General features: G+C 66.9%; 13 protein-coding genes. 3 read left to right on the plus strand and 10 right to left on the minus strand.

What is annotated here, in order from left to right; translation table 11 throughout:
* Position 1 precedes the first annotated feature (1 nt).
* The 3 genes from ABDJ40_RS04555 to ABDJ40_RS04565 are packed head-to-tail and all read left to right on the plus strand — an operon-like array spanning position 2 to position 3,092.
* On the plus strand, positions 2 to 1,234 hold the full coding sequence (locus tag ABDJ40_RS04555; protein ID WP_347606617.1) for a glycosyltransferase family 4 protein: 1,233 nt from the start codon (positions 2 to 4) through the stop codon (positions 1,232 to 1,234).
* 52 nt (positions 1,235 to 1,286) lie between these two features.
* Positions 1,287 to 2,465, plus strand: coding sequence for a DegT/DnrJ/EryC1/StrS family aminotransferase (locus tag ABDJ40_RS04560; RefSeq protein ID WP_347606620.1), 1,179 nt, complete (start codon positions 1,287 to 1,289; stop codon positions 2,463 to 2,465).
* Between the two features lie 18 nt (positions 2,466 to 2,483).
* Positions 2,484 to 3,092, plus strand: a complete 609-nt coding sequence (locus ABDJ40_RS04565; RefSeq protein WP_347606623.1) for a sugar transferase — start codon at positions 2,484 to 2,486, stop codon at positions 3,090 to 3,092.
* A 96-nt stretch (positions 3,093 to 3,188) separates the two neighbouring features.
* Here ABDJ40_RS04565 and ABDJ40_RS04570 read toward each other — a convergent pair whose 3' ends face one another.
* The 10 genes from ABDJ40_RS04570 to ABDJ40_RS04615 all read right to left on the minus strand — a co-directional run bounded on the left by ABDJ40_RS04570 (position 3,189) and on the right by ABDJ40_RS04615 (position 11,959).
* The gene (locus ABDJ40_RS04570) at positions 3,189 to 5,474 is read right to left on the minus strand and encodes a secretin N-terminal domain-containing protein (RefSeq protein WP_347606626.1); all 2,286 of its coding nucleotides are present in this window, start codon (positions 5,472 to 5,474) and stop codon (positions 3,189 to 3,191) included.
* Positions 5,475 to 5,638: 164 nt separating this feature from the next.
* A complete protein-coding gene (locus ABDJ40_RS04575; protein ID WP_347606629.1) occupies positions 5,639 to 6,142 on the minus strand; it encodes a hypothetical protein in 504 nt (167 codons plus the stop codon).
* Entirely contained in the window at positions 6,139 to 6,720 is a 582-nt protein-coding gene (locus tag ABDJ40_RS04580) for a hypothetical protein (RefSeq protein WP_347606632.1), read from the minus strand. Before ABDJ40_RS04580 ends, ABDJ40_RS04575 begins: the two co-directional genes overlap by 4 nt.
* Before the next feature lie 16 nt (positions 6,721 to 6,736).
* Positions 6,737 to 7,783 (minus strand): hypothetical protein, encoded by a 1,047-nt coding sequence (locus tag ABDJ40_RS04585; protein ID WP_347606635.1) that lies wholly within the window; start codon positions 7,781 to 7,783, stop codon positions 6,737 to 6,739.
* Entirely contained in the window at positions 7,749 to 8,759 is a 1,011-nt protein-coding gene (locus tag ABDJ40_RS04590; protein ID WP_347606638.1) for a type II secretion system minor pseudopilin, read from the minus strand. Before ABDJ40_RS04590 ends, ABDJ40_RS04585 begins: the two co-directional genes overlap by 35 nt.
* The gene (locus ABDJ40_RS04595) at positions 8,756 to 9,421 is read right to left on the minus strand and encodes a prepilin-type N-terminal cleavage/methylation domain-containing protein (RefSeq protein ID WP_347606640.1); all 666 of its coding nucleotides are present in this window, start codon (positions 9,419 to 9,421) and stop codon (positions 8,756 to 8,758) included. Before ABDJ40_RS04595 ends, ABDJ40_RS04590 begins: the two co-directional genes overlap by 4 nt.
* On the minus strand, positions 9,396 to 9,851 hold the full coding sequence (locus ABDJ40_RS04600) for a PulJ/GspJ family protein (protein WP_347606643.1): 456 nt from the start codon (positions 9,849 to 9,851) through the stop codon (positions 9,396 to 9,398). Before ABDJ40_RS04600 ends, ABDJ40_RS04595 begins: the two co-directional genes overlap by 26 nt.
* Entirely contained in the window at positions 9,848 to 10,294 is a 447-nt protein-coding gene (locus ABDJ40_RS04605) for a prepilin-type N-terminal cleavage/methylation domain-containing protein (RefSeq protein ID WP_347606646.1), read from the minus strand. The genes ABDJ40_RS04600 and ABDJ40_RS04605 overlap by 4 nt, the downstream gene beginning before the upstream one ends.
* Before the next feature lie 10 nt (positions 10,295 to 10,304).
* Positions 10,305 to 10,760: a type II secretion system major pseudopilin GspG gene (gene gspG / locus ABDJ40_RS04610; protein ID WP_347606648.1), complete on the minus strand. Its 456-nt coding sequence runs from the start codon at positions 10,758 to 10,760 to the stop codon at positions 10,305 to 10,307.
* A gap of 23 nt (positions 10,761 to 10,783) precedes the next feature.
* On the minus strand, positions 10,784 to 11,959 hold the full coding sequence (locus ABDJ40_RS04615; RefSeq protein WP_347606651.1) for a type II secretion system F family protein: 1,176 nt from the start codon (positions 11,957 to 11,959) through the stop codon (positions 10,784 to 10,786).
* Positions 11,960 to 12,099 lie beyond the last annotated feature (140 nt).

The following is a 12,099-nucleotide window of genomic DNA, read 5'->3' on the forward strand; positions in this document are numbered from 1 at the left end:
CATGCGCATTCTCCTGATCAACCATTACGCCGGCTCGCCCGAGCACGGCATGGAATACCGGCCCTTCTATCTGGCGCGCGAATGGGTGCGCGCCGGCCACCAGGTGCTGATCCTGGCCGCCTCGCACTCGCATGTGCGCAGCACCCAGCCGCGCGTGGGGCCGCAGCAGATCGAGGGCGTCTCCTACTGCTGGTACCCCACACCGGCCTACCAGGGCAACGGCCTGGGCCGGGTGCGCAACATCTGGTCCTTCTGCCGCCAGGTCTGGAAGGACGCCGACATCCTCGCCCGCGATTTCCAGCCCGATGCGGTCATCGCCTCCAGCACCTATCCCATGGACGTCTGGGTGGCCCGCCGCGTGGCCCGTGCCGCCAAGGCCAAGCTGGTCTACGAGGTGCATGACCTCTGGCCGCTGTCTCCCATCGAACTGTCCGGCATGTCGCCCCGCCACCCGTTCGCGATGCTGTGCCAGAAGGCCGAGGACGAGGCCTACCGCGATGCCGACGTGGTCGTCTCCATGCTGCCCAAGGTGCAGCAGCACATGGCCGCGCTTGGCCTGGACCTGAAGAAGCTGCACATCGTGCCCAACGGCATCACGCTGGACGAGTGGGACGAGTCGCGCCAGGAGCCCGTGGACGCCGCCATCGCCGCCCATATCGCCACCGAGCGCGCCGCGGGCCGCCAGGTGCTCGGCTATGCCGGCTCCATGGGCCTGCCCAACGCGCTGGACGTGCTGCTGGACGCCGCGCGCCTGCTGCAGTCGGCGCCGGTGTCCCTGGTGCTGGTGGGCGACGGCCATGAGCGCGAGCGCCTGCAGGCCCGTGTCGAGGCCGAGGGCCTGCGCCACGTGCGCTTCTTCCCGCCCATCCCGAAGCGCCAGATCCCTGCGCTGCTGGGGCTCTTCGACATCGCCTACATCGGCTGGCAGCGCACGCCCATCTACCGCTTCGGCATCGCGCCCAACAAGCTGATGGACTACCTGATGGCGCGCCGCGTGGTGCTCCACTCGGTGGAGGCGGGCAACGACCCGGTCGCGGAGGCCGGCGCCGGCCTCACCGTGCCGCCCGAGGACCCGGCCGCCGTGGCCGCCGGCGTGCAGCGCCTGCTGGCCCTGAGCGCTGCCGAGCGCACGGCCATGGGCGAACGCGGCCGTGCCTTCGTGCTGGCCCAGCACACCTACCCGGTGCTGGCGCAGCGCTTCATCGATGCGCTGCGCGCCGCCGGCGCGCCCTGAGTCGCGCTCGCCGACAATTCCCACCGATCCCCCGTTTCGAAAGACCGCCACCATGTCCGCTCCCCAGGGTACCGACCTGCCATTCCTGCCCTTCGCGCTGCCAGAGATCGGCGAGGAGGAGATCGCCGAGGTCGTGGACACCCTGCGCTCCGGCTGGGTGACCACCGGCCCCAAGGCCCGCAGGTTCGAGCAGGCCTTCACCGAGTTCCTCGGCGAGCCCGAGATCGAGTGCATTGCTGTCAATTCCGCCACCGCCGGCCTGCACCTGGCGCTGGAGGCCATCGGCGTGGGCCCGGGGGACGAGGTCATCACGACCACCCACACCTTCACCGCCACCGCCGAGGTGGTGCGCTACCTGGGCGCCGACGTGGTGCTGGTGGACATCGACCCGGCCACGCTCAACATCGACCCGGCCCTCATCGAAGCCGCCATCACGCCTCGAACGAAAGCCATCGTGCCCGTGCACTACGCCGGGCTGGCGGCCGACATGCTGGCCATCCTGGACATCGCCCGCAAGCACGGCCTGCGCGTGGTCGAGGACGCCGCGCATGCCCTGCCCACCACGCTGGAGAAGGAGTTGATCGGCACCATGGGCAGCGACGCCACGGTGTTCAGCTTCTACGCCAACAAGACCATGACCACGGGCGAGGGCGGCATGCTGGTCACCCGCAACCCGAAGATCGCGGCACGCGCCAAGGTCATGCGCCTGCATGGCATCAACCGCGACGCCTTCGACCGCTTCACCGCCAAGGTGCCCAGCTGGTATTACGAGATCGTGGCGCCGGGCTTCAAGTACAACCTGACCGACATCGCCGCGGCCCTGGGCCTGCACCAGCTCAAGCGCCTGAGGGGCTTCCAGGCGCGGCGCGAGCAGATCGCCCAGGCCTACAACGAGGCCTTCGCGGACCTGCCGCTCATCCTGCCGCCTCAGCCCATCGAAGGGGACACGCACTCGTGGCACCTCTATGTGCTGCGCCTGGCCGACGAATGCGCGGTGGAGCGCGACGCCTTCATCGAGCAGATGTTCGCCCGCGGCATCGGCTGCAGCGTGCACTACATCCCGCTGCACCAGCAGCCCTACTGGCGTGAGCGCTACCAGCTCACGCCGGAGCAGTTCCCGCATTCGCAGAAGGCCTACGAGCGCACCTTCAGCATCCCGCTGTACACGGCCATGACGGATGCCGACGTCCAGCGCGTGATCTCTGCCGTGCGCGAGATCTCGCTGCGCTGAAGCCGGCGAGGGCAGTTCATGGCCAAGCGCCTCTTCGACATCCTGGCCTCCGCGCTGGGGCTGTTGCTGCTGTCCCCGTTGCTGCTGTTCGTGGCGCTGTGGATCAAGTGGGATTCGCCCGGCCCGGTGATGTTCCGCCAGGAGCGTGTGGGGCGTTTTGGCCGGCCCTTCCGCATCCACAAGTTCCGCAGCATGCGGGTGGACGCGCCGGCGCTGGGGCCGCAGATCACCATCGGCGAGGACCCGCGCATCACCGCTTCCGGCCGCTTCATCCGGCGCAGCAAGCTGGACGAACTGCCGCAGCTGTGGGACGTGCTGCGCGGCGCGATGAGCCTGGTCGGGCCCCGGCCCGAGGTGCCGCGCTACGTGGCCCTGTACCCTCCGGCGCTGCGGGAGATCGTGCTCTCGGTGCGGCCTGGCATCACGGATCCCGCCTCGCTGGCCTTTCGCAACGAGAGCGAGCTGCTGGCCGCCAGCGCGGACCCGGAGCGCACCTATGTGGAGGAGATCCTGCCCGCCAAACTGGCGCTGATGGTGGACTATGTGGAGTCGGCCAGCCTGGGGGGGGATTTGCGGTGGGTGTGGCGGACGGTCGCCGCAGTCTGGTGGCGCTCTGCGCGCCGCTGAGGGGCGCCGGCCACGCGGCGCCCCCTCTTTGAACGCAACGTCCGAACGGCAGGCCGCAGCGGGACGTCGTAAGTGCCCCGCCCCACACTCGCCGGCTTACTTCTGCTTGATCAGCTTCTTGATCTCGTCGAGCACCGCAGGATCTGTCACCTGATTGCCCTTGACGCCGCCGGGCAAGGTCACTGCCGGACCGGGTGCAGGCGCCGTCGGCTTGCTGGCGCTGCCTTCGGCGGGAGGCTTCTCACCCGGCTTGGGTGCTTCCGTGGACACGGAAGGAGCGGGGGCGACCTGCAGAGGCTTGCTCGAGATGATGCCGCTGTCATCCGGCGGACCTTCGATCGGGCGGCTGGCCGGCGCGCGGGTCTGCGGCTGGGGCAGGGTCTGCGACGGCACGTACTGCGGCACCTCGAGCTGAGGCGTGCGCTCCGCGGGTGTCGGGGCAGGCGTCACCGCCGGCCGCTCCTTGACCACGCGGGACAGCGACAGCTCCTGGGCCCACTTTCCGAAGGTGGAGCGTACCGACTCCGCCAGCTGCTCGGCCTCGAAGTCGTCATTGACCACATACGGCGTGATCATGACCAGCAGCTCGGTGTCGTCGGAGCTCTTGGACCAATTGCCGAAGAGGCCGCCGAAGATGGGGATGTCCTTGACGCCCGGAAGACCGCCCGAGCTCGTGTTGTCATTGCGCTGGATCAGGCCGCCCAGCAGCACCGAGGAGCCATCGCGCAGGGAAAGCTTGGTCTCGATGTGGCGGTTGGTGATGGTAGGCGTCGAGGTCACGCCGGTGGTGGTCGGGATCGCGGAGCTGACCTCCTGGGTGACTTCCAGGTCGAGGCGATTCCCTGAGTTGATCACGGGCCGGACCTGCAGGATCACACCCGTCGACCGGTACTGGATCTGCTGCAGCACCCCCAACTGGCCTCCGTTGGTCCCGCTTGTCACCCCTGTGCTCTGCACACTGGTCACAACAGGAACTTCCCGGCCCACCCGGATGGATGCGGTTTCGCCGTTGCGGGCCAGCACCCGCGGATAGGACACGATGCGGCTCTTGCCCTGCGTGGACAGCGCATTGAGCCTGGCCAGCAAGGTGCTGGCACTGTTGACGTAGGACAGGTTCAGTCCGCTCCCAGTCAGACCGCCGGACTTGAGCGGGCCCTTGACGCCGACCCCGGCCGTGTTGCCGGACCAGTCGACGCCGAGCTCATCCTTGGCCTCGGAGGTCACTTCCGCGATAAGCACCTCGATCCAGGCTGACTTGGCCGGGCGGTCCAGCTCACGCAGCAGGTCGAGGATCTGCTGCTGCTCGTCGGCACTCGTGCCCTTGATGATCAGCGTGTTGGTGGCGTTGTTGACGGTGACGCGGCCGAAGGTCCGGGTCGCCGGCGTGGCGGCTGAACCGCCTGCAACGTTCGCCTGGGCGGGCGCCACTGTGCTGGTGTTCCCTGAGGACAGCACGTCCCCCAGCGTCTGGGCCAGGGCCTGGGCGTCTGCGTACTTGACCGGGTAGGTGAACAAGCCGCCGCGCAGATTGGTGCCGGTAGGATTGGGCTTGTCGAGCTCCATGGCCCAGCGCAGCGTATGGTCCAGCAGGGCCTGCGAAGTGGCGAAGGCGAACACACTGCCCGTGCCCTGCATGGGGATGAGCAGAACGGTCGCCTGTCCCGTGGTCACGTTCTGGCTCGCCGCGATGCCCTGTGCATTGAGCATGTCGTTGAGGCGGTTGGCCAGATCGACCGGGCTGACGTAGGCGGGGTTGAGCCGGGCGGAGACCTTGCCGCGCATGCGGGGCTGGTCGAAGCTCTCGATGAGGGTGATGGCCGCACGGATTTCCGTGGCACTGCCACTGAGCAGGAAGGCATTGCGCGCGTTGTCTTCCTGGAGCTGCAAGCGCTGGCCGAGGATCTGGCGCAGCCACTGCACCATTTCCGAGTTCCTGACGTACTCCAGTTCCACGTACTGGTGGACCTGGCTCAGGCCGCTGGTGTTCTCGGGCACCTGCCGTCCCACCGTCAGACGGGTGCTGTTGACCCCTGCGTTGCCTTGGGCCGTGACGCGGATGACACCGTCCAGGTCCTCGACGCCCAGGCCATAGCTTCTCAGCAGGTTGGCGGACAGCTCGTTGAGGCGTCGCTTGCTCAGGGGCTTGGAGGACTTGAACGTGACCGGGTCCGTGCGTGCGCTCACCGCAGCATCCATCGAATAGGGGCGCTTCAGCACATTGCCATACAGGATCTGCACGAACATGGGCAGGGGCGTCTGCTCGATCGCGATGCTGACCTCCTCGTCGGCAGCCTTCCCGTCGGCCGGATTGCTGCTGGCCGGGGTGACGCTCACCGACTGCCGCTGCGGCGTCAAGGCCGGGGGCAGTGCCCCGATCTGCATGCGCTGCGGTTCTGTGGACGTCTGATTTGGGCTCGTGCTGGTTCCTGCGCTGGTCGTGCTCGGTGCATCCTTGGGGAAGTTGAGCGCACCTGGCATGCGGGGAAGACTGCAGGCGCTCAGCATCAAGGCACTGGCGAGGAGCGTCAGGGTTGGCTGAAAACGATTCATGGAGTTCCGATGTAAGCAAGCACCATCTCACGCTTGCCGTGCTTCAGGGTCACGTCTTCTTCCGAGATGGCGGTAATGAGGTAATTGCCGGGGAGCTTGTCGCCGACCTTGAAATACTCGGTCTCGGCCTTGCCTTCCCGCAGGATTAGCAGGTTCCAGGTGCCCTGTGTCATCGTGGCGCCGAGGATGCGCCAGGGGGGGGGCGTCAGCGGCGGCTGGCGTTCCGGCAGTGGGTCCTTCAGCTGGAAAGCCCACCTGGGCCAGGCCAGCTCGGGCGCGGCATTGGCCCGCTCCTTGTCGGTCGACGGACCGCCGCTCTCCTGGGGTGCCGCAGGCGCCGTCGGCTTGCCGTCCGCTGCGCCACTCGCTGCCTGGACGATCTGGCCCGAACGGTATCCCGCATAAAGGGACACCACGACCACCAGCCCGGCCGTGGCCAGGAGGATCAGCGGCCAGCTCACGCGGGCGGCCGCCGGATTGTTGGCGTTGACAGCACTCATGGCTGGCTCCCTGCCATGTCTGAGGTCAGGACCAGGCGTTCGACGTCCAGCTCAACGGTGTTGTTGCGGATCACCAGCCCGTTGATGCGCCACTGGGCGGAGGCATCCGTGTTGAACAGGTCGAGCAAGGCATCCAGCTCCCCGGCCTTGAAGGTCGTCGTGAGCACCGCGCGGGCTCGGCCGACACCTAGGGCGTCCAGGGAGGCTGGTGCGTTGTCAGCGCCGGTCGGCGCGCTTTTCACGGTCTTCAGCGACTCCGCCAGATCGGCGAGTCGAACCTGGCAAGTCACGGGCACCGCATCGCATTTCTGCCGCAGGTCGTAGATGAGCCGTGCCCGCGTCATGTGCTGGTTCTCATTGGTCCTCAGCGAGGCCAGCGTCCGTTCCCGGAGTTCGGCCAGGGAGCGCGCCTCCTGCTGGCGCTGCGCGAGCGCTTCTGGCGTGGCGCGCTCGATGCGCTTCTGGGCCTGGACGGCACGCGTGCTCAGGCCTTGAAGCGTCGCCTCGAGCTCGTCTGCCTTCCACCAGCAGAGAATGGCCAGCACCATGCCGATCAGTGCGGCGGCCCGGGGCGTCATCTGGAATTTCGAGGGATCACTCATGGACGGCCTCAGAGGCAGGACCCATCAGCCGGCGGTATCCCGGCAGTTGCATGGCCAGCGTGACAGAGGTCAGCTCGTTGCTATCCCGTAGCTGGACGTCTGCGACGCCGCTCAGGTGAATGAAGGAGTCCAGCAGGGCGGGCAGGTCGATGTCGCCAGCGGCGGTGACCAGTTGCAGGCGCAGGTGCTGATCCCTCAGCTCGAACTCGCTGATCACCACGCCATGGCGCTCCAACAGCGGCTGTATGGCCTCCAGGAGCCGGTTGACTTGGATGCTGGACGCCAGCTGGCGGTATTGGTCGAGCCACTCCGCCTCCTTCCGGGCTTCGGAGCCGATATGGCTGAGCTGCACGATGCGGTTGTCCGCCTGATCGGCCTCGGCCTCGAGACGTGCCACCTCCCCCTCCAGACTCCAGTACCGGCCCGCATTGAAGCCGAGGTAGCCCATGGTCGACAGCGTGAGCGCAGCCATGGCGGCGTTCGCGAGCACGACGGGCTTCACGCGCCAGCTTCGGGCTTCCTTCTGTGGGCCCGCGCCGACCTGGGGCGTGAGGTTGCGTCCCCACGGTCCGCGGGTGACGGCATGACCTTGGGTGCTTGCCCGCCAGATGCTGCCGACCACCGACTGCTGCTCGACCTGCCAGAGGTCCTCGCCGTTCATGCAACTGCGCCGCTGTTCGCCCTGGCCCTGAGGGGCCTCGCCGTAGACGCACTCGGCCACGAGGCGCCAGTCACCGATCTTCAGCTTCAAGGGCTCGAGCAGCTGTTGCAGTTCCTGGCTGTCCCACAGCCAGAGCATGAGGCGGCCCTTCCTGATCACAGCCGAGCTGCCGGTGGAAGCGAAAGGAGCCAGGCGCCTGGCCTGCGCGGTGGCGAAACGCTGCTGCTCGCGCCAGGCAAGACCCGCACACGGCAGGCTCTCGAAGACACAGAGCTGCCGGGGGATCAGCAGCGTTGGCATCCAGGCCTTGAGTCCTGTGGCCTGCAGTCGCACGCGCTGGGCGTCATCGAAGGCTAAATGGTAGACGGGGCGGAGCATCGGGGCTGTTTGAGTCGTTGTCCTTGCGAACAAATACCGGGGGCGGCAGGGAGTGCAGCGGTTTGGACTTGAGCGGTTCGCAGGTCTCGGCCAGGGGTTCCTTCACCAGCACAGGGCCGCCGGGCTGCGTGGTGTTGAGTTCGAGCACGTATGAGGGGCACCATTCTACTGACTGGAGATGGTGGCGCACCCGCGCCACCGGGCCGACGTAGCTGGTGCCTTCCCAGGCGAAGATATTGGACTTGTCGTTGCTCCTTCTTTCCTGGGAGAGCGGGTCGGCCAGGCCGTCGCGGCGGCTTTGCACATAGGCGCGTGCCGTGGCCAGGTCCATGCCATCCGCGACCAGCAGCTCTGCGGGTGCGGTGTTGCGATTGAAGATCCCTTCCCCGTGGACGGTGACCAGATCACCGCACCGGGCCTTCTCCCAGCTGGCCTTGATCGATCCGAAGCCCATGACGCGCCAGAGTTCGTCAGCGCTCATCAGCGGGTTGTCCCTGGGCGGTGGCGCCTTGGCGTCCCGGTATTCCTGAGCTTCGGCCCCGTTCAGCCGCTTGTTGTGGTCCACATCCTGATAGTCCTCCAGCGCATCGATCAGGCTGGCCACCTGGTCTTCCTTGGCGCCGCAGGCCAGCAGGACTTGGGTCAGTCGGCGATGCTCGGGCTTGGTCAGGTTCACCAGGCCGCTGAGGTCCTGGACTTCCACGGCATGGCCATCGGTGACGGCAAGAGGCCTGCCGTCTGCGAACAGCACGCCACCGGGACTGAAATAGCTGTGGGTCGTCGGGGCGCCGGTAGCCATCAGCAGGGAGAGCCTGGCTCGGGTGTCGATCACTGCTCGTTCGGTGGTGACCCGCTGCCTCAGTTGCTGGATGCTCTTGGCGCTGTCATGCGTCAGGCTGGCAACGGTGGCCGCCACCACGGCCAGACCGGCCAGCACCCATAGCACCACCGCCAGCGCAAACCCACGCTGCTTCATTGGTTCTCCCAGAACATGCGTTCCTGAGGGCGGGCACTGCCCTGCGGTCCCAGGTAGCGGTAGATGGCGATGAGACGCTTGGATTCGGATTCGCGGATCACGACGCCGCGCGGCAAGGCCTGCTCCTGCGTCGTCTTGCTCTTGTCGATCAGGGGTGGCCAGGCTTCCAGCCACTGCCCCCGGGCATCGAGATAGGCGAACTCCACCTTCAGGGGCAGGCGGGCGACCGTCTCAGTCTTCGCTGCCATGTCGCCAGGTCGCGCGTCGCCGGCGGTGTAGCGCAGCAACATGGACTTGGGGGCGCTTGCGGCGACGCTGTCCGGCTGGATCTCCAAGGTGAACTTCATGGGGCCGAAGACCTGTCGATCCAGCGGCTGCAGGCTGTAGGCGCTGATCGACTTGGCGTCGCCCACGAACGGCTTCTCGCCCCCTTCCGGCGGCGCGGCCACATTGCTCAGCAGATCTCGCGCCGCCCAGCCCTGGCCCCAGCGGGAATGCAGTTGCGCGCTGGCCGACTCGGCCACCTGCGCCACCTTGGCGGCCTGGAACAGGGCCTGGGAGACAAGGACCATCACCAGGCTGAGGATCACCATGGAGACCAGCAGCTCCACCAGCGTCAGGCCCGCCTGGTGGCGATCAGCGGAGGTCGAAGGGCAGCTCACGGCGGGCATCTTGCGTCTGCTTCCAGCCGATCAGGTGGATCGTCTGGTCGGATTGAGAGTTTGGGGCGAAGCTTGTCACCTTCACACTGAAGAGCTGAACGACATAGACGCCCACGCCGCCGGACGGCGCCTTGGTGGGCAGGGCGTCACCGACCGCCTTGCTGGACCATCGGATCCGCTGCTCGCCGATCCTCACCTCGCCCTCAGGTTGGGCCATGGGGTTCAGTCCCTTGATGTACTCCAGGGCATCGAGCTCGGCGAACAGCCGCTGTTGCTCGACCTGCAGTTTGGACAGGCGATCGGAGGTCTGGCCGAGCCAGGAGAACAGCACCACGGCACTGGAGCTGAAGATGACCATGGCGGCCAGCACCTCGATCATGCTGAAGCCGCCCTGGCTGGGGGGATTCCCGCGCGGAAGCTTGCGATTCATGGCTCGGCCACGCTGAGATCTTTCTGCCAGCTGAACTTGCAGATGGGGCCTTCGATGAGCAGCAGTTCGTGACTTCCCTGCGAGGTGGTGAAGGCCAGCAGGCCAGGACGGCACAGCCCGTTGGGCAGGAAGCTCGCCGGCACCATGCGACGCAGGGTCCAGCCCGGCGGAAGCTTGACCTGCACCAGGCCTGGCGCCGGCTTCTCCTGGAAACTCTCCGGCCTGAGAGCCAATTCGAGTTGGGAAGCGCCGGCGCGGAAGGCCTGGGCCCGCAGTGATTCGATCACCAGCGCGGCCTCGCTGCGAGCCTGCAAGGCCTGTTGCCACCGGTGAAGCGAGGGGAGGGCAATCGTGCTGAGCAGTCCCAGCAGTACCATCACCACCAGCATCTCCACCAAGGTGAAACCACTCGAACCGCGCCCGAACCGGGTCGGAGGGTTCATCGCCGCTTCATCAGTCGGAGCTCAGGTCGGCGTTCAGTCCCTCACCGCCCTGCTTGCCATCGGCACCCCAGGACTTGAGCGTGAACGGCTGGCCATTCTCGCCCGGCACGACATAAACGTAGGGGTTGTTCCAGGGGTCCAGCGGCAACCGGCCTTCGATGTAGGGGCCCTTCCACTGGCTCCGCAGGGGCTGTTGCGTCGGTGCTTCCTCGAGCAGCTTGAGGCCCTGCTCGGCGGTAGGGAGGACACCCAAGTCCAATTGCATGATCCCGATGGCGCTCTTCAGCATCTTGAGTTGCGTCTTGGCGGTCTGTACCTTGGACGTATCGGCCTTGCCGAGCAACCTGGGACCGACCAAGCCGGCCAGCAGGCCGATGATCACCATGACGATCAAGATTTCCAGGAGCGTGAAGCCCTGCGCCTTGAGCTTGGCGTTGATGAGGGAGCGGGGGCGACGAAGGGACATGGAGCGGAGCTGCGGCATTGCGATCAAAGGACGTTGGTGAGGCTGGTGATGGCCAGCATCACGGAAACCATGATACCGCCCAGCACCACCGAGATCCCCAGGATGGTGATGGGCTCCAGGAGGACGAGGAATCGTTTCAGGCGCAGCTGCGCCTGATTGCTGTGCACCCGCGACAGCGAGGCGACCGTCTGGGGCAGGGCGCCCGAGCGTTCACCCACGCGAATCAGGTTCAGGCCGGCCGCATCCAGAATGGTGTGTTTGCCCAGCGACTCGCTGAGCGAGCGGCCGCCGCGCACGTCGGCCAGCACCAGCGCCGCCTGCGTCCGCAGGCTTCGGCGACGAAGGGTCTCGTTTGCTTGCTGCAGAGCCTGCAGCAGGGGCACCTTGCTCTGCAGCAGCACGGCAAAAAGCGAGGACCAGCGGGAGAGCTCGGCATGCAGGGTCCAGGGGCCGAGCACCGGCAGTCGGGCGGCGAACTCCCAGGCCGCGTCCTTGACCTCCTTGCGCTGCCAGGCGGCAATGCCCAGCATCAGCAGCGCGGAGATCACCAGGCCTACGCCGACCTGGTGCTGCGCCAGCCACAGGCCGGCGGTCAGGATCAGCTGGCTGACCCAGGGCAGCTCGGCCTTGGGGTTGCTCAGCACGGAGGCGAAGCGCGGCACAACGAAGACGAACATCACCAGCGTGGCCACGATGCCGCTGAAGACCAGCACCATCGGGTAGATCATGGCGTTGCGGGCCTCCTGCCGGACCTTGGCATCGGATTCCAGGTGCTGGGCGGCGGCGCGCATCGCGGCGGCCAGCTTGCCAGTGGTTTCGCCGGAGCGCACCAGCTGCAGCACATAGTCAGGCAGCTCCAGCGCGCTTTCGCGCAATGCCGCGGAGAAGCCCTTGCCCCCCCGGATGTCGCTGAGAATGCCGTGCAGCGGATGGTCCGCCGGCAGGCCCTGGCCCAGGGTATCCACGGCTTCGGCCAGCGGCACGCTGGCCTCCAGCAGTGTGGAAAGTTCGTCGATCAGGGCGACCACATTGACCGGGCCGCCGGACTTGCGAGCCCGCGCCTGCACGGCCTCGAGGGCGACGATCAGCAGTTGCTGGTCCCCGAGCTGACGCTCCGCCTCTGATCGATTGGTGGCAAGGACGCTGCCGGCATGACGTTGCCCCTGCGGGTCCAGGGCGACGTAGTTGAAGTGTTCCATGGCGCCGCGATTGTGCCGCAGTGCGCAGGTGTCGCGAATTCGCGGCACCCTTTGGGGCGATGGCCTTTCTTTGCGCTGCATTAATAGATATGCAGTCATGCGACTTGTGGATGAGGCTGCGGAGCGCTGGGCCCGTGGAT

The organism is Roseateles flavus, assembly GCF_039872765.1.
GTDB lineage: Bacteria > Pseudomonadota > Gammaproteobacteria > Burkholderiales > Burkholderiaceae_C > Roseateles_B > Roseateles_B flavus.

Bases quoted from the DNA above. Each gene is read 5' to 3' on its own strand.
- ABDJ40_RS04555 (WP_347606617.1), top strand. From the start codon at position 2: ATGCGCATTCTCCTGATCAACCATTACGCCGGCTCGCCCGAGCACGGC.
- ABDJ40_RS04560 (WP_347606620.1), top strand. From the start codon at position 1,287: ATGTCCGCTCCCCAGGGTACCGACCTGCCATTCCTGCCCTTCGCGCTG.
- ABDJ40_RS04565 (WP_347606623.1), top strand. From the start codon at position 2,484: ATGGCCAAGCGCCTCTTCGACATCCTGGCCTCCGCGCTGGGGCTGTTG.
- ABDJ40_RS04570 (WP_347606626.1), bottom strand. From the start codon at position 5,474: ATGCAGATCGGGGCACTGCCCCCGGCCTTGACGCCGCAGCGGCAGTCG.
- ABDJ40_RS04575 (WP_347606629.1), bottom strand. From the start codon at position 6,142: ATGAGTGCTGTCAACGCCAACAATCCGGCGGCCGCCCGCGTGAGCTGG.
- ABDJ40_RS04580 (WP_347606632.1), bottom strand. From the start codon at position 6,720: ATGACGCCCCGGGCCGCCGCACTGATCGGCATGGTGCTGGCCATTCTC.
- ABDJ40_RS04585 (WP_347606635.1), bottom strand. From the start codon at position 7,783: ATGCTCCGCCCCGTCTACCATTTAGCCTTCGATGACGCCCAGCGCGTG.
- ABDJ40_RS04590 (WP_347606638.1), bottom strand. From the start codon at position 8,759: ATGAAGCAGCGTGGGTTTGCGCTGGCGGTGGTGCTATGGGTGCTGGCC.
- ABDJ40_RS04600 (WP_347606643.1), bottom strand. From the start codon at position 9,851: ATGAATCGCAAGCTTCCGCGCGGGAATCCCCCCAGCCAGGGCGGCTTC.
- ABDJ40_RS04605 (WP_347606646.1), bottom strand. From the start codon at position 10,294: ATGAACCCTCCGACCCGGTTCGGGCGCGGTTCGAGTGGTTTCACCTTG.
- gspG (WP_347606648.1), bottom strand. From the start codon at position 10,760: ATGTCCCTTCGTCGCCCCCGCTCCCTCATCAACGCCAAGCTCAAGGCG.
- ABDJ40_RS04615 (WP_347606651.1), bottom strand. From the start codon at position 11,959: ATGGAACACTTCAACTACGTCGCCCTGGACCCGCAGGGGCAACGTCAT.